This is a genomic window from Methylomonas sp. HYX-M1 (assembly GCF_040741385.1).
Classification (GTDB): Bacteria; Pseudomonadota; Gammaproteobacteria; order Methylococcales; family Methylomonadaceae; genus Methylomonas; species Methylomonas rhizoryzae.
Window position 1 is genome coordinate 2,597,550 of sequence record NZ_CP160405.1, and the last position, 14,701, is coordinate 2,612,250.

Below are 14,701 nucleotides of genomic sequence, written 5' to 3' on the forward strand. Positions count from 1 at the left end.
GGAAAGCCCTTCCGAAAACCCCGTTCAAAGCCTTTGGAGCGCAGGGACCAAGCGGCATGGGGTGGCCTTTCTTTTGGTGACTTTTCTTTGGCCAAACAAAGAAAAGTCACTCGGCTGTCGGGCCGAGCCCCGACTTCAAAATAGTTGTCACGCCAGCGACACAAACAATCAAACAATCGGCTCATGCACCGTCACCAACTTGGTCCCGTCCGGAAACGTCGCCTCCACCTGCACATCCGGAATCATTTCCGCCACGCCGTCCATCACGTCGTCGCGGGTCAGTAGCGTTCGCCCGTAACTCATCAACTCCGCCACGCTCTGGCCGTCGCGCGCGCCTTCCATGATTGCGGCGGAGATATAAGCCACGGCTTCCGGGTAGTTGAGTTTCAAGCCTCTGGCTTTGCGGCGCTCGGCGAGGAGGGCGGCAGTGAAGAGGAGGAGTTTGTCTTTTTCTCTGGGGGTTAGCTGCATGGTTTTGTGTTGTTAAAGTAGAGTTTTGTAAGCTGGCTAGGGATTAACGTATTAACGCCGAATTTAATCGGAGCACCCAACCATATCGGTTTGCGCAAAATCGTTGCCTTTGAACAATAGAGGTTTGCCAAGCTGCTTGGCCAATGCGTAACTGCAGCAATCGCCGAAGTTTAGTTTGGCCGGATGCCGACCTTTGCCGAATTCGCGCCATGCCGATCTGGCCAGCGCGGCCTGTCCTCGATCGAATCCGACCACGTTAACCGCCAGTTCCGCGAGTAATTCGTCCAGTTTTTCCGCACCCGCCAGACCTTTTTTGTGTTCGATGACAATAGCCGTTTCCAACAAACTGACCGCGCTCAAATAGAGTTCTTCGGCATCAACGAGTTGGTTTAACAGTTGATCGGCATCTGCTTCCATCAGCAACACCGCGATCAAGGCGGATGAATCGACGACCATCAATCGTTACCCCATAAACCGTTTTCGCTGCTTGCATAGCCCAAAATAGCGTCCGTTGAACTGGTATCCAGCGTCGGCAAGTCGGCGCAAGCTTTAGCGATTCGAAGTAAGGTCCGCTTCTTGTTCTGTTTGTCTAAATTGCTCGTTTCAGCGGCGCCATCTACAGCAATCGCCTCAATCGGTATTTCGTCGTGTTCGGAAATAATCGCCAATAAACGATCCACGTAAACGTCTTTGAGTTTGATCTGAATGGTTGTCATCGCTAATTGCTCTTATGCGGTGTAGGTTAGGCGCGGTTGAGCCTGTTTTCCAATTTGCAGTCCCCAACCGTCGGGGTTAAGCTATGGTACACTTTTTTGTACAGCAGGAGCATCCATGGACGCCATCAGTTACAGCGCCGCTCGCGCCAATTTAGCCAAAACCATGGACAAGGTTTGCGCCGACCATGCCCCCATCATCATCACCCGCAAAAGCGAATCTCCGGTGGTGATGCTGTCTTTGGAAGATTTCCAAGCCATGGAGGAAACCGCCTACCTGCTGCGTTCGCCCGCCAACGCCCGCCGCTTGCTGGAATCCATCGCCGAGCTGGAATCCGGCCAAGGCGCGGAGCATGAGTTGATCGAGTGAAAATCAGGTTTTCCTCCGACGCCTGGGACAGCTACCTATACTGGCAAGCCACCGACAAGGCCATTCTTAAACGTATCAACCAATTGATCAAGGAAATCCAGCGCCAGCCCTTCGAGGGCATCGGCAAGCCGGAACCTTTGCAACACGGTTTGTCCGGCTACTGGTCGCGGCGAATTAGCGACGAGCATCGGATCGTTTATAAGATTGCCGGGAATACGTTGTTGATTGCGCAGTTACGGTTTCATTATGAGTATTGAGTTTCGGTTGTGTCGCTGCCGCGACGGTTATTTTAATGTCGGTTTCACGAAACACATCCATGTGTTTCGCCCTGCGGGTGCTGCGCATGCAAATCGCCTATCCTGCCGATTTGTCAGCCCGACAGCCGAGGTACTTTTCTTTGGACGGCCAAAGAAAAGTACCCAAAAGAAAGACCGCCCCATGCCGCTTGCATCCTGCGCTCCGAAGGGTTTGAACGGGGTTTTCGGAAGGGCTATCCATAGCCCTCCGAAAACGCGATGCATCTATGCATCGCCCCTGCGGGCTGCTCACTCGGTACATCCATGTACCTCGCCCTGCGGGTGCTGCGCATGCAAATCGGCAATCCTGCCGATTTGTCCGTCAAAACCCTCCGGTGCTCGGCGCGGCAAAAGGGGACCAAAACCATCCCGGATTTAAAATCGAAAAAATGAATCTCGGTAGGTCCGATTAGCAAAGCGTAATCGGACGCATGTTAATCATCCCCTTCCACCGCCAAATCCAAATCTCCGCCCCAATTCTGCGGATAAATTCCCCTTTCCACATACCGATGAAAACTGGAATACGGCCACTCGACGGCTCTGCCGACGTGCCCATGTTTGACCGGATTGATATGCACATAATCAACATGGCGTTCAAAGTCTGTTTCGTCGCGTATCGAATGCTCCTAAAAATGCCGCTGCCACACTCCTCGTTCGCCAGCCATTTTTCTTACGTTGGACCGATACTCGGTTTTTGGTAATGCCCTTGAAAATCGGCTTTTGATTAACCGCCAGCGTTTGCTGAAATCCGCATCACCCGGTGGCAACGTCCAAACTGCATGCATGTGTTCCGGTAATACCACCCAGACATCGATTTGAAAAGAGTAACGCTTACGCACCGCACGCACCGTGTCTCGCAATAAATCGATTTCCCGGATCAACAAATCGTTATTCTTTCTCGCCAACAAATTCACCGTAAAAAACCATGTGCCACCCAGAATAAAAGCGCGTCGGTAATTGGGCATGGTTTTTTAGTGTTTCAAGAGTTTGAGTGTTTGTTAGGTTTAAACATTCGTCCGATTACGCTTCGCTAATCGTACCTACGGTCCTTTTTAGCATCCTCGATATTTAAGGTTTCGCTGTCGTCGGCATTTATTAATTGCACCAGAGCATAATTTTCCAAAACATTTTCAATCTTTTCGAAGGTGTCAATATCCAGTTGTACCGCGACTCTCTGGCTGTCTTCGTTAACGATATATTGCCTTTTAAATTCCATAACCGTCTCCCGGGAGAGGTGAGTGGTCACGATACCTATCCACTAGCGAAAAATCAAACCGGCGGGTGGCCGGGGAAGGCTAAATCTGAAAAAGAAGAAACATCGCCGGAACTGGTGCTTCAATGAGGCCCCGGCGGGTGGCCGGGGAATGCCATCTTTACTTGCACCTGCGCCGCCCATTATATGCAGCTTCAATGAGGCCCCGGCGGGTGGCCGGGGAATGCTTAACGCAAACTGTACGGTTAACGAGCTGGATAGCTGCTTCAATGAGGCCCCGGCGGGTGGCCGGGGAATGCGGACAGGTAGCGGAAATACGCTTAGGTCCATACCCGGCTTCAATGAGGCCCCGGCGGGTGGCCGGGGAATGCCGCCCGGTTCCGGTGCGCCGGCCAACGGCAACAATCAACGCTTCAATGAGGCCCCGGCGGGAGGCCGGGGAATGCACGCTAAAAAATCGCTGTAGCTAGCGGAGAACATAGGCTTCAATGAGGCCCCGGCGGGAGGCCGGGGAATGCTGGTATGCGTCTTCTTTCATTTCCAGCACGACCTTGCTTCAATGAGGCCCCGGCGGGAGGCCGGGGAATGCATCGCGATCCGCTGGATGTTTTGTTGCGGGATGAGGCGCTTCAATGAGGCCCCGGCGGGAGGCCGGGGAATGCAAAATTTAATTCAAAATATATTTGGCGAACCAAAAAGCTTCAATGAGGCCCCGGCGGGAGGCCGGGGAATGCTCCAGTTCGCCCAGGCTGCCGCGTATCACGTCCAGCGCTTCAATGAGGCCCCGGCGGGAGGCCGGGGAATGCGAAGAAAAAGCCGGCTGGGTAAGGTCTGCAAACGGCATGCTTCAATGAGGCCCCGGCGGGAGGCCGGGGAATGCCCAGCTGCAATGCATCGCCCCAGTCGGCGCTATTCGCTTCAATGAGGCCCCGGCGGGAGGCCGGGGAATGCTTGACGGTAACGTTAAGTTTGGTGGCAGTCCTGGGGCTTCAATGAGGCCCCGGCGGGAGGCCGGGGAATGCGTCTGAAGCCGATCAACAGGAACTACAGGAATTCGTGCTTCAATGAGGCCCCGGCGGGAGGCCGGGGAATGCGCGTAGGCCAAAATCGAATAAAGCAAAATTTGGTCGCTTCAATGAGGCCCCGGCGGGAGGCCGGGGAATGCAAGTACAGCAAGGCATTCAACAAGGAAATGTACGCGCTTCAATGAGGCCCCGGCGGGAGGCCGGGGAATGCATTGGGGCGGTGTTGGGGAAAAGGTATGGATAGATATGCTTCAATGAGGCCCCGGCGGGAGGCCGGGGAATGCCATTGATCTAAAAACCGGTGAAAATATTTCCAAGTATGCTTCAATGAGGCCCCGGCGGGAGGCCGGGGAATGCTGCGCAGCATGGACACTACGAAGCCAATGCCGGTCAGCTTCAATGAGGCCCCGGCGGGAGGCCGGGGAATGCAAGCGTGCAGTTCAAGCTCGCGAATTTCGGCATCCTGCTTCAATGAGGCCCCGGCGGGAGGCCGGGGAATGCCGTTGTATGCATAAGCGCCGGTCACTGCCGACCAATGCTTCAATGAGGCCCCGGCGGGAGGCCGGGGAATGCGGTGGAGTTGCTTATGCAGCTATTTACGAGGAGGAGCTTCAATGAGGCCCCGGCGGGAGGCCGGGGAATGCCCGCGACGGCAGCTGCTAATACAATGTCGAGTTAGGAGGCTTCAATGAGGCCCCGGCGGGAGGCCGGGGAATGCAACCTATCACTAGGATCTATATCATCATCAACGGCAGGCTTCAATGAGGCCCCGGCGGGAGGCCGGGGAATGCTCTAATTATTCGCACTACAGGGCGACCAGCTATCATGCTTCAATGAGGCCCCGGCGGGAGGCCGGGGAATGCAGTGCCGTGTTATGCGGCGGGAGACTACAATGAAAACAGCTTCAATGAGGCCCCGGCGGGAGGCCGGGGAATGCATCTTTTTTGACTGTTGCCATGATTTTTCTCCTTTTTTGCTTCAATGAGGCCCCGGCGGGAGGCCGGGGAATGCACCGATGAATACACGATCTCCATTATCAGTCGGAATGCTTCAATGAGGCCCCGGCGGGAGGCCGGGGAATGCGTGGCCAGTGCGGTCGTTACCGTCACGTGCCTGTGGGCTTCAATGAGGCCCCGGCGGGAGGCCGGGGAATGCGTTAGGCAGCATGCGCTTTCGTTGCGTGTCAGACAGCTTCAATGAGGCCCCGGCGGGAGGCCGGGGAATGCGCACAGCATTGCCAGAGCAATGCACATCGAACAGACTGCTTCAATGAGGCCCCGGCGGGAGGCCGGGGAATGCATTGGATCGTCCGGGCCGCTGTCGACGGTGTACAGGCTGCTTCAATGAGGCCCCGGCGGGAGGCCGGGGAATGCGTCCGGCGTGGCTTACTACGGCAGCGTGCAAGTCGGCGCTTCAATGAGGCCCCGGCGGGAGGCCGGGGAATGCGCTGCGCATCGTTGATAGCGATAGCCGTATCTTCGAGCTTCAATGAGGCCCCGGCGGGAGGCCGGGGAATGCCTTGAATGCAAGCTAGAGGGAGCGATTACCTGATGGAGCTTCAATGAGGCCCCGGCGGGAGGCCGGGGAATGCGCGACTGGGACAGCTACTGTCCGCCGGATACGGTGGCTTCAATGAGGCCCCGGCGGGAGGCCGGGGAATGCCGCCAGGCGAAACGTCGGATTCCGCACAAGCCGCACCGCTTCAATGAGGCCCCGGCGGGAGGCCGGGGAATGCAAGCCGTCGCCGCCGGCTACGTGGAAATTACCCTAGCTTCAATGAGGCCCCGGCGGGAGGCCGGGGAATGCTGGGTTTAAGCAAATACCGGATGCAGCACGCTATGGGCTTCAATGAGGCCCCGGCGGGAGGCCGGGGAATGCGATCCTGATTAACCTGAAAGCCTTCCGGAAAAATAGCTTCAATGAGGCCCCGGCGGGAGGCCGGGGAATGCCCACCCTAGACCTAGATCCTGATCTTGTACTTGAAGCTTCAATGAGGCCCCGGCGGGAGGCCGGGGAATGCCCTCGCCTAGCGTAATCACCGCATCCGCTTGTACTTCGCTTCAATGAGGCCCCGGCGGGAGGCCGGGGAATGCACGAAAGCGAGCAAGCGGAGTTTGACCGATTATTTAGTGGCTTCAATGAGGCCCCGGCGGGAGGCCGGGGAATGCAGCGCGGGCTGGAGGCCTTGATTGGCGCGGCCTGCGCGGGCCGTTTGCGAGGGCTGAGCCAAACGGCTGGTCAAATCTAGCCGAAAAGGCCGTCATCCGCCAATCAAAATATCTAAGTGCCTGATTGTTAAAGAGCAACGGGCTTGCGAGACCTGCCCGGCTTTTACGCGGCACCGCAGCGCTCGCGACGGCTCGGCAACTCTTGCTGTCCATCGTCACACGATCACCGGCTGCCGTTCCACCACCTCAAAATCCTTGCCCAAACTGACCACCGACGGCTTGACGGTTTCCGCCGGGCCGATGTTGACGATCAAGATGTGGTCTTCGTTATGGTGAATGATGCCGTCCAACAGCGCAATCAATTCGGCGTGGCGCTTGCGGCTGAGCCGGCATTGGAACACCGACAGTTGCAGCCATTCGCCGTAGCCTTTCATCAACCGGAATACCCGGCGCCAGCGCTTGGGGTCGCGGATGTCGTAGGTGATGATGTAAAGATGTTCGTAGGCCGCCATCAGCGCGTGGTGAAATTGGGATATTCCGGCAATTCGCCGAGCAAATAGCGGCCGAACAAGCGGGCCTGGATTTCGAACAGGCGCCGGTAATCGACTTTATAGCCGAACAGCGGATGGGTAATCTCCTGGCTCATACGACGTTCGAAGGCGGCGATGAAGCGCTTGCGGCCGCCGTCGTTCAAGTTGACGCTGCCGGCGGCGCTGACGAAATCGGTGGGACGCACCTCGCCGTTGTTGATGACTTGCAATACGGTGGAATCGGCGACTATGGGCCGGAACGGTTCCATCAAATCCAATGCCAGCGCCGGCCGGCCATAGCGCGGCTGGTGGTAAAAGCCGCGATACGGGTCCAAGCCGACCGCGCTCAAATTCATGGTCCAGGTGCGGGTCAGCATGGCATAGGCAAACGACAGCAAGGCATTGACCGGATCGGTGGGCGGTCGCCGGTTGCGGGTGTTGAAGTCAAAACTCAGCTGCTTGCTGTCGTCCGGTTTTTTGATCAGCTGATCGAAGGCGGCGAAATACTGGGCCGCCGCCCCGCCTTCTATGCCCAGCAATTGTGGCAAGTCGGTAGCGCGCAAGGCTTTGTCGGCTAGGTTTTTCAGGGCGTCCAGCAAGGGTTCCACCGGCGCGTCGGAGCGCCAATTGCGCCGGGCCAGCGTGCGGCTGTTCTGGATTTTGGCGCGCACCAGATTGCGGGCAATCGCCAGACAGGTTTTGTCGTCGAAACTGGCTTTGTACTGGGCGGTGCGCAACTCGACGTTCTTGTGGCCGGTGCCGACGGTGTGGCCGACAAACCAGCCGCCGTAACTGTGCCAACTGACCGGAATCTCGCGCTTCATCAAATCTTGCAAACACGGCGTGGTGATGTAGACGTTGCCCATCACTACGACTTGGGAAACATCCACCAGCCGCGCGGTCTGCACCTTTTCGTCGTCGATGCTGATTTCCAGTTCCTCGCCTTTTTTACCGATCTTGGCCTTGTAGGCCTGCACGTAAACCGGCAGCGCTTCGTCGCGCATCACTGCCAGCGGCCGGGGCTCCAGGTCGGCGTGGCGCAGATAATTGACTTCGTCTGGCAGACAAATACCGACCAGCGAGCAACCGGCGCATTTCGGGCTGTCTCGTAGCGGATCGGGAATGTGGCCACCGGCGGCGATCAGGCGCAGGCCGTTGATGGCGTTGGCGGTGAGTTGCTGCAGTTCGTCGTCGAACGTCACCCGCACCCGCTCGCGGCTTTGCACGAAGTACAAGGCACCCTCCTCGCAGACGTAACCGTGTTCGCGCAAAACCATGCCTTGCACGCAAAGTTGCACCCGCTCCGGGTCGTAAGCGCCGCGCGCCACGTGCGGGCGCTTGCCGCGCTTGTAATCGATCGGTGTGACCACGCCGTCCTCGGCTTCGATCAAGTCCAGTTTGGCGATCAGGCCTAAGCGGTTGGACGACAAGGTAATCGAGCGGCCGTGCAACTTCTCGGTGTCGTCCAGTTCGTCGGCTTCCGGAAAACGCTTGGACGGCTTGTCCACCCGGCGGTGGGCGTGGTCGCCTTCCACGGTGTCCGCCGACGCCGCCCATTCGCCTTGCACCCATTCCAGATAGGCCAAACGCGGGCAGTACTGGTATTCGTTGATCATCCGCGCCGGCAACAACGGCATGTCGCCGGACAATTCCGGGAAGGGCAGCGGTAGTTCCAGTTGAATGGGCGGGCGTTCGTCGGACACGGCTTGGCTAGTCCTCCAGCCAAAATATTTCCAGCAATTCGCCGTCAAGGTCGAATAGCCACCATTCGATGACCCGGCCTGTAGGTACCCGGTGTAAATTGCCGGCTTGGTCCGCAAATTGGCCGACTGCGAGGCGAATGTCGTCGGGCACCAAAGGGTGCCAAAGGGGAATGGGCGTTTCCTCTGGCCAGTCGTTCGTGCTTAGCTCAGTCATAGGGGAAGGTTTTGTGCGTCAGGGTTGTCATAGAATTTGTCCGTCGTTTTGTCGTTGTAATGGAATCCACTATGTCCGCCATCAGCCTGCGTTTACCCGACGATGTGGAAGCCAATCTCAAAACCGAAGCCCAACTGGCAGGCAAAAGCCAATCGGAAATCGCCCGCTTGGCGATCACCGAATACCTGGCCCGCCGCGAGCGCGAGCGGTTTATGGCGGAAATGGTGGAAGCGGCACGCGCCTTGGCCAACGATCCGCAAGCCAGGGCGGAAGCGCTGCAAATTGCCGCGGATTTCGACGCGGCGGACGATGGCCTGGACCGTTTGATTGCCGAAGAGCGCGCCGCCGGTATCGACCCCGACGAAAAATGGTGGGAATGATGAAGCGCGGCGAAGTGTGGACCGCCAATCTGAATCCCGACAAGGGCGCCGAAATCGGCAAGATCAGGCCGGTGCTGGTGTTGCAGGACAACGCGATGATTACCGGCGGCCTGCCCACGATTGTGGTGGTGCCGCTGACCAGCCAGTTTCGGCCAAGCTTGGCGCCGCTGCGGATACCGATTGCACCGCAAGGCCGGCTGAAAGCCGACAGTTACGTCATGGCCGAACAACTGCGCGCCATCCACCGCTTCGGCGCAGGCCCGCTCGCCACCGTCACCGCCGAGGAACTGGCGGCGGTGGAGAAGAGTTTGCGGGGGGTGATGGGGTTGTGGTGAGTTTGCGCGCTCTAGGCCGCTACGCATATCTAAATTCAGAGTTGCTAACACCATATGTCATCCCCTTGTTTGCTGCCAAACCAACTGGGCCGGACGAAATAGACCATAGCCTTGCCCGAATTCAGAACGGATGGAGCTGTAAACAGCAGTGACACCTCGTTGCGCTAAATCCTCTTCGTTTTCCAAATTGGCAATTAACAGAGACCTCAAAGTATCCAAACTTATTGGTGCTTGCCATAGAGGCCATCGGAAGGCGTTTTCTCGATTAAGGCGAACAAACCCTGAAGTGGTTAATCGGCCTCGTTTGTCGGGAAAGACCGGGTACAGCGGGAGCGATTCCAACGCCAAACGCACGGCGGCGCTGACACTAGTTGGTGCCTCTTCTCCCGGTTTTTTGTGCCGCAATGCATATATTCGTTCGGCGGCCGGATCCCATCCCAACGCGTGTTGCTTATCTCGGTATAACCATGGACCGAATAGTGCTTCACGAATTTTTTCAATTTGATCTTTTTTAAAAGATTCAGCCAACTCTAGGGCGCTGCTGAGAAATTTTTGTTGACCTGAAGTCATGTAAAACGCGGTTGGTTTGACTAGGCCCTTGGCATTGTCAACCGCCATTTCAGACGCAAACGCCGCAAGGTAGTCACAAGACCGACGATTGACACTGCTAGCATCGCTTAGAGATTGCTGAAGAACTTGGCAATAGTCCGATTTTTGGACACGGATGTCATCCGCCCAAGCGAAAACCTGGTGGGATTGTTGCATCAGGTGATCGCTTAACAATCCAGTTAGAGAATCTCGGTCAACAACATCCGATACCTCCAAAACGGCAATCCAATCGTCTTCTCGGCGCCATGCCAATCTGGCTTCTCTCAGGACGGGTATCTCAGCGCACAAGCGCAATAGGCCAAATGCGGCTAACGCGCCAATCGGACTACTGCCGGTCAAGCCACTCAACTCGATGTCAGTCGTTTGTTTCATTCTTGCTCTCCCATTCCGAATGCTGTTGATCGGCTAATCGCACGAGAGTCTCTAAAAAGCTCAAGCCCCAATAGCCGTAACGCCTTATCAACCGCCAAAACAACTCCGCCCACCCGGCATCAAGCCGCTCAAGATTATGTACCCCGCAAAAATGTATAGACTGGTTGTCGAAGGTTAAATCGATGTCGGTTCCTTCGTCGGAAATCGCCGGCATCCATGGACGACCATGGCCGTGATGGCTGCCGACCAAGTATTCCGTCAATTCCGGGTCGCCAGAAAACTCAAGGAGTTGGGGATTTGCCCGTAATAGAGCCACGCTATAGCATTCGTGGCGCTGGCCGCTAGGGTATGCTGCAATTTTCCGAGCTAGTTGGCGAGCGATTCTATCAGCCGCGTTAATGCCGCTTTTTGCCAGCCATTTATCGTGTCGGGCCACCCCACCTTGTAACATCGCCTGAAATCTTGGGTCAGCCTTGCCTAGGTCGTGATAAAGCGCCGCTTTTTCGATGCTGGCAACAAGATCAGGCGGCAAGCCTAGGTCGAGTGAAAAATCCCGCGCCAAACCGGCAACTCCTCGGGAATGTTGTTCCAAACCAACTTCTCGGCTCAAGGACAGCGCATCACCGTCATCAACCAGCGTTTGAGCAACATTGCGCTTCGAAACTAACAATACGCCCTTGCTGGCATCGCGCTCTGCATAAGGGATTGCACTAAATTTTTCTCGTAACAAGGCTTCGATTACTGTTCGATAGTTTGACGATAGGGACTCGCTATCTAAGGCGATTCGCAAAACTTCGTGGTACAAAGCCGCTAATTCGGTCTCGCCGTCATCCAGTCGCGGTTGCCAGTTTGCAATTAATCTTTGAATTTCAGCCACGACATTGTCCGAGCCGGATTCGAACCAATACGAAACCAATGCGGGATGCAAACGTAGATAGTATTTTCCTCGCTTTGTCAGGCAATCCAGTTCGGCAACATCGCTGACAGGTATTGTTTTGGTTGGATACCAGCCGAATTCATCCGCGCCGCCGTAAATCGCTGGTAATACCACCAGATCACCCGGTCGTACACGATTGGCGGAAACCATTTCTGCGCCATTCGCACCGCGCCAAACAGCAACCGGTTTGCCGATCTCGGTGAATTCGATTGTTTCGCCGGTCTCAGCTAGCCCCTCTAAATCGTTGGCATCGGCTTCGCCTATTTGGTGCAAAAATGCTCGGAAAGCTGACAATGGAATTGCCAAGGCTTCGTGGCTGGCGGGAGGTAACGCTTGAAGTATCGCCAAATCCTCGATCAGAAAATTTTTCGGCACATCGGCTCGCCAAACCACTTGCACATCTTCTTCTCGGCTATTCGGTCCATGTAACAACAAAGCGGGATCTGGCGACACACGCGGGTTTGGCGAAGTTTGAACTAGAACATCAAGATGAGTCGGCAACAACACCGGCGCGTCAACCGGCAACATGTAAAGTGACGAGACATTGCTCTTCGCCAGCAATCCGTTAAGCCTTAGGATGCCAAAATCGAATCCTTTGCTTTTTTTGCCTTTAATCTTTTCGCTGTGTTCGTTAAGCCATTTCCAAGTTTCAGTGAGTGCCTTACCGTATATCGGATCATCCTTATTTGATTTGGCATGGATAACGGCTGCCAGGCAATGCGGCCTTTCACCTAACCGGTTAAGTCGGCCGAAACGTTGCCGTAACGCATCCAGCGCGGCTGACTCTGTCACTAATCCGTCGAAATCCAGGTCGGCGCCGACTTCAATTGTCTGGGTGGCAACTACAAATAACGGTTTTGAATTCCCTGCCTCCGCTCCGCTACGACCCGCTTTCATTCTCGGCAAGTGTTTTTTTAGTATATGGTCTCGATCTGCTGGCCGGAGTCGTCCGGTCAGTAAGATTATCTCGGCCGAATCCGATTGCCTTTTCAATCTCTCGAATACTTCGCGCGCAGTAGCGACACGATTAGCAACAACACCAATTACCGGAGCAGGCAAAGTTTTTCCAAGCTGTGCGAACAGGTCGATAGTCTTATCAGCGAGTACGCTAGCTAGCGCACTAGCATCCTTGACTTCTTCAAGCTCGGCAGGCTTCGCGCTTTGCAAGCGTTGTTGTAATAGTTCATGCCCATAATCTTTGTCGTTCAATTCGAACGCATTTGTTGCGTCGCCAGGTGTTGCGGTCATTTGCACCACGGCATGCGGAAGTCGGATTTGCCGTTCACTCCAATCGGCAGATCGATAACGAGCAACGGCTTTCAGAGTTTGTAAGAATGGCTGAGACATATGCGCTTCATCAAGCAGAATCAGACTATCCATCGCCGTCAAGGCTGCATGGATTGGGCGCATGTTGGCGCTCACGCCGTACCCTCGAAACAATAGGCGCGATCCGACTTGGTCCACCGTTGTCAAAATAACTGCCGGTTGTAGTGGATTGCCGAGAAAGGCTCGTTCCATTGGCAGGCCGCCGCGCAATCGTCGGACAACTAAAGGTTGCTTGGCTCCCTCACCGGCCAAATTTAATAATCCGGCTGCGGCGTCAGCCAGAATACCGCTCCCGCCCTGAGCGTTGGCAAGCGCTTCGGCTATTTTTATGGCGCGCTGGTAGGCTTCGTCTACGACTAGACGACGGTCGACTACGAAGAAAATCCGCCGGGGCGCTCGTCGTTGCGCGGGTGGTTGTGCCGCTTCCACGATTAAATGGAAAAGCGCGGCATCTAAAGCTGCCGTTTTACCTGCTGAAGTTGGTAGGTTCAAAACCTGCGGCCAAGTCCCAGTTTCGCCAAGCTGTTTCGCCAAGCGCGCTTGCCAAGGAAACGGTGGTTTGCCGTGCAACGCCATGAAAAATGCATCGAAATCTTCAACCCGCATGAGCGATCTCCTTAGGCCGATACGGTCGGCATAAACCCAAACCTAAAAACCGTCCGGCACCCAATATCACCGGGCCGCTTACGGGGCGATCGAAACTAAGCTCGATATGAGCCAACAATTTATCTTTCAGATAACAGCAGCGTTGCAGGTCGACACTCTGTTTGAATTCTCCGGCTAGCGGCACAGCGTGGAACTTACCGGCGCGAACAATATTGACGCTAACCGGTTCGGGCAGACCGATGTCTCGACAGTTTTGAGCTATCAACGCCAACACATCCTTTCCGGCGTGTTTTTTGGGATGACGGCCGAATGCTACCGGCGTTACCGAGGCCCAGTGCTGACTGGAATCGATATAAGTATCGGGCCTTAAGGTTTTAGCAATGTTTGCGAACGCCTCGCTCTCTATCAAACTTAATCGCCAAGTTCCCAAAATACCCAGTTTTAAAGTTTCCAATCTTTTCAAGCCTTGTTCTAACTGTTTACGCTCGGTAGCGGCGGCATTTTCCGGGAATAAAACCGCAATACCCATGATGTTCCCATCGGCGTGACGATGGCCGACATTCGGCAGTGGAATAACAGACATATGCGGCTCTGGTGAAGGATTACCGTTTTCCAAATGACCGCTGATACTCGCCGGCAACGGATCGGCACAACATGCCAACAACGCACTTCGCAGCAGCGAACATAAACCGAACGCAGCTTCCAGCGGCAAACGGCAGCCCTGTTCCTTGCGTAAAACATAAATGCGTTGATAAAAACTCCGCTGAATCGAGGCTTCGTTTGTTCCCACCAATCGGTATTCGCTGATTCGTCCCAAACGAGGCTGTAAACCGGCATTTTCGACGCGACGCAAATGTAGGCTTTCCAAATATTCCAAGCGGCCTTCCGCAGTTGTCCGCAACAAAATAGAACCTCGAGGATCGGGTTCCAAAGTGGGCGCTTTTTGCGAGGGGGCATCGAGATACACAGCGACGCGCACCGGCGACATCGAGTGTCCTAAATAACTAACGTTTTGAGCGACCTCTTGCAAGGCTTGTTCGGTTGGTGAGTCGATTGCAACTTCGTCCCAAATAAAGTAAACGTGGCTATCGGTGGGCGTAAACGCCGGAAACCAGCGAGGTTGCCGCGACCGTCGATCCGGGAAAAGTTTAATGGTATTTCTTTTGGGATCATTAACCGGCACAAACACGTCGTGAGTGTCGCGCCCTAGCCCTTTAATTTGCGGAGGGTCCGCGTAAATCTTGGGCTCAGGGAGGGTTTCCAACCATTGCAAGGCTTGACGGACCGATTCGCCCAATTCGCATTCTTGGCAGGCCGCAACCAAAGCGGCGAATAATCGTGCCGGATGCGGCGGCCATTCGACCTTTCGCCTGTCGTCATGGCAGGCCGCTATCACCCGCCCCATCAAATATTCCACTTCCAGGGCCAACATC

General features: G+C 55.5%; 15 protein-coding genes and 1 CRISPR repeat array. Of the genes, 4 read left to right on the forward strand and 11 right to left on the reverse strand.

Annotation, left to right across the window (positions count from 1 at the left end; genetic code table 11):
• Positions 1-168: 168 nt before the first annotated feature.
• The 3 genes from ureA to AB0A83_RS11675 all read right to left on the reverse strand — a co-directional run bounded on the left by ureA (position 169) and on the right by AB0A83_RS11675 (position 1,187).
• Positions 169-471 carry an urease subunit gamma gene (ureA, locus tag AB0A83_RS11665; protein ID WP_150048596.1) on the reverse strand — a complete coding sequence of 101 codons (303 nt, stop codon included), beginning with the start codon at positions 469-471 and terminating at the stop codon, positions 169-171.
• A gap of 63 nt (positions 472-534) precedes the next feature.
• Complete coding sequence (locus AB0A83_RS11670; RefSeq protein ID WP_190303321.1) at positions 535-927, reverse strand: type II toxin-antitoxin system VapC family toxin; 393 nt, start codon at positions 925-927, stop codon at positions 535-537.
• Entirely contained in the window at positions 927-1,187 is a 261-nt protein-coding gene (locus AB0A83_RS11675; RefSeq protein WP_367154202.1) for a hypothetical protein, read from the reverse strand. The genes AB0A83_RS11670 and AB0A83_RS11675 overlap by 1 nt, the downstream gene beginning before the upstream one ends.
• Positions 1,188-1,302: 115 nt before the next feature.
• Between AB0A83_RS11675 and AB0A83_RS11680 the strand changes: the two genes are divergently transcribed.
• Together AB0A83_RS11680 and AB0A83_RS11685 are read left to right on the forward strand one after the other, a co-directional pair.
• Positions 1,303-1,554: a type II toxin-antitoxin system Phd/YefM family antitoxin gene (locus AB0A83_RS11680; protein WP_150048600.1), complete on the forward strand. Its 252-nt coding sequence runs from the start codon at positions 1,303-1,305 to the stop codon at positions 1,552-1,554.
• Entirely contained in the window at positions 1,551-1,811 is a 261-nt protein-coding gene (locus AB0A83_RS11685; protein WP_367154203.1) for a Txe/YoeB family addiction module toxin, read from the forward strand. Before AB0A83_RS11680 ends, AB0A83_RS11685 begins: the two co-directional genes overlap by 4 nt.
• Positions 1,812-2,476: 665 nt before the next feature.
• Here AB0A83_RS11685 and AB0A83_RS11690 read toward each other — a convergent pair.
• The 5 genes from AB0A83_RS11690 to AB0A83_RS11710 all read right to left on the reverse strand — a co-directional run bounded on the left by AB0A83_RS11690 (position 2,477) and on the right by AB0A83_RS11710 (position 8,703).
• Positions 2,477-2,815 carry a transposase gene (locus tag AB0A83_RS11690; RefSeq protein WP_367154204.1) on the reverse strand — a complete coding sequence of 113 codons (339 nt, stop codon included), beginning with the start codon at positions 2,813-2,815 and terminating at the stop codon, positions 2,477-2,479.
• Positions 2,816-2,880: 65 nt separating this feature from the next.
• Positions 2,881-3,096 (reverse strand): hypothetical protein, encoded by a 216-nt coding sequence (locus AB0A83_RS11695; RefSeq protein WP_197737357.1) that lies wholly within the window; start codon positions 3,094-3,096, stop codon positions 2,881-2,883.
• Between the two features lie 14 nt (positions 3,097-3,110).
• Positions 3,111-6,256: direct repeats of the CRISPR family, unit length 36 nt; unit sequence GCTTCAATGAGGCCCCGGCGGGAGGCCGGGGAATGC.
• A gap of 215 nt (positions 6,257-6,471) precedes the next feature.
• Positions 6,472-6,768 carry a CRISPR-associated endonuclease Cas2 gene (cas2, locus tag AB0A83_RS11700; RefSeq protein WP_367154205.1) on the reverse strand — a complete coding sequence of 99 codons (297 nt, stop codon included), beginning with the start codon at positions 6,766-6,768 and terminating at the stop codon, positions 6,472-6,474.
• Entirely contained in the window at positions 6,768-8,489 is a 1,722-nt protein-coding gene (cas1, locus tag AB0A83_RS11705) for a CRISPR-associated endonuclease Cas1 (protein WP_367154206.1), read from the reverse strand. Before cas1 ends, cas2 begins: the two co-directional genes overlap by 1 nt.
• Before the next feature lie 7 nt (positions 8,490-8,496).
• Positions 8,497-8,703, reverse strand: a complete 207-nt coding sequence (locus AB0A83_RS11710; RefSeq protein WP_367154207.1) for a hypothetical protein — start codon at positions 8,701-8,703, stop codon at positions 8,497-8,499.
• A 71-nt stretch (positions 8,704-8,774) separates the two neighbouring features.
• On the opposite strand from AB0A83_RS11710, the gene AB0A83_RS11715 reads away from it, so the two are divergent.
• Positions 8,775-9,083 carry a ribbon-helix-helix protein, CopG family gene (locus AB0A83_RS11715; protein ID WP_367154208.1) on the forward strand — a complete coding sequence of 103 codons (309 nt, stop codon included), beginning with the start codon at positions 8,775-8,777 and terminating at the stop codon, positions 9,081-9,083.
• Complete coding sequence (locus AB0A83_RS11720; protein WP_367154209.1) at positions 9,071-9,418, forward strand: type II toxin-antitoxin system PemK/MazF family toxin; 348 nt, start codon at positions 9,071-9,073, stop codon at positions 9,416-9,418. Before AB0A83_RS11715 ends, AB0A83_RS11720 begins: the two co-directional genes overlap by 13 nt.
• A 57-nt stretch (positions 9,419-9,475) precedes the next feature.
• Here the strand turns inward: AB0A83_RS11720 and AB0A83_RS11725 are convergent, their stop codons facing one another.
• From AB0A83_RS11725 to csb2, 3 genes are read right to left on the reverse strand one after another with little or no spacing between them, the layout of a single operon-like run.
• On the reverse strand, positions 9,476-10,399 hold the full coding sequence (locus tag AB0A83_RS11725) for a hypothetical protein (protein WP_367154210.1): 924 nt from the start codon (positions 10,397-10,399) through the stop codon (positions 9,476-9,478).
• On the reverse strand, positions 10,383-13,268 hold the full coding sequence (gene cas3u, locus AB0A83_RS11730; RefSeq protein WP_367154211.1) for a type I-U CRISPR-associated helicase/endonuclease Cas3: 2,886 nt from the start codon (positions 13,266-13,268) through the stop codon (positions 10,383-10,385). The genes AB0A83_RS11725 and cas3u overlap by 17 nt, the downstream gene beginning before the upstream one ends.
• The gene (gene csb2 / locus AB0A83_RS11735) at positions 13,258-14,700 is read right to left on the reverse strand and encodes a type I-U CRISPR-associated protein Csb2 (protein WP_367154212.1); all 1,443 of its coding nucleotides are present in this window, start codon (positions 14,698-14,700) and stop codon (positions 13,258-13,260) included. The genes cas3u and csb2 overlap by 11 nt, the downstream gene beginning before the upstream one ends.
• Position 14,701: the final 1 nt, after the last annotated feature.

Excerpts from the sequence above, each read along its gene's own strand:
- ureA (WP_150048596.1), bottom strand. The coding sequence starts at position 471 with ATGCAGCTAACCCCCAGAGAAAAAGACAAACTCCTCCTCTTCACTGCC.
- AB0A83_RS11670 (WP_190303321.1), bottom strand. The coding sequence starts at position 927 with ATGGTCGTCGATTCATCCGCCTTGATCGCGGTGTTGCTGATGGAAGCA.
- AB0A83_RS11675 (WP_367154202.1), bottom strand. The coding sequence starts at position 1,187 with ATGACAACCATTCAGATCAAACTCAAAGACGTTTACGTGGATCGTTTA.
- AB0A83_RS11680 (WP_150048600.1), top strand. The coding sequence starts at position 1,303 with ATGGACGCCATCAGTTACAGCGCCGCTCGCGCCAATTTAGCCAAAACC.
- AB0A83_RS11690 (WP_367154204.1), bottom strand. The coding sequence starts at position 2,815 with ATGCCCAATTACCGACGCGCTTTTATTCTGGGTGGCACATGGTTTTTT.
- cas2 (WP_367154205.1), bottom strand. The coding sequence starts at position 6,768 with ATGGCGGCCTACGAACATCTTTACATCATCACCTACGACATCCGCGAC.
- AB0A83_RS11710 (WP_367154207.1), bottom strand. The coding sequence starts at position 8,703 with ATGACTGAGCTAAGCACGAACGACTGGCCAGAGGAAACGCCCATTCCC.
- AB0A83_RS11715 (WP_367154208.1), top strand. The coding sequence starts at position 8,775 with ATGTCCGCCATCAGCCTGCGTTTACCCGACGATGTGGAAGCCAATCTC.
- AB0A83_RS11720 (WP_367154209.1), top strand. The coding sequence starts at position 9,071 with ATGGTGGGAATGATGAAGCGCGGCGAAGTGTGGACCGCCAATCTGAAT.
- AB0A83_RS11725 (WP_367154210.1), bottom strand. The coding sequence starts at position 10,399 with ATGAAACAAACGACTGACATCGAGTTGAGTGGCTTGACCGGCAGTAGT.
- cas3u (WP_367154211.1), bottom strand. The coding sequence starts at position 13,268 with ATGCGGGTTGAAGATTTCGATGCATTTTTCATGGCGTTGCACGGCAAA.
- csb2 (WP_367154212.1), bottom strand. The coding sequence starts at position 14,700 with ATGTTGGCCCTGGAAGTGGAATATTTGATGGGGCGGGTGATAGCGGCC.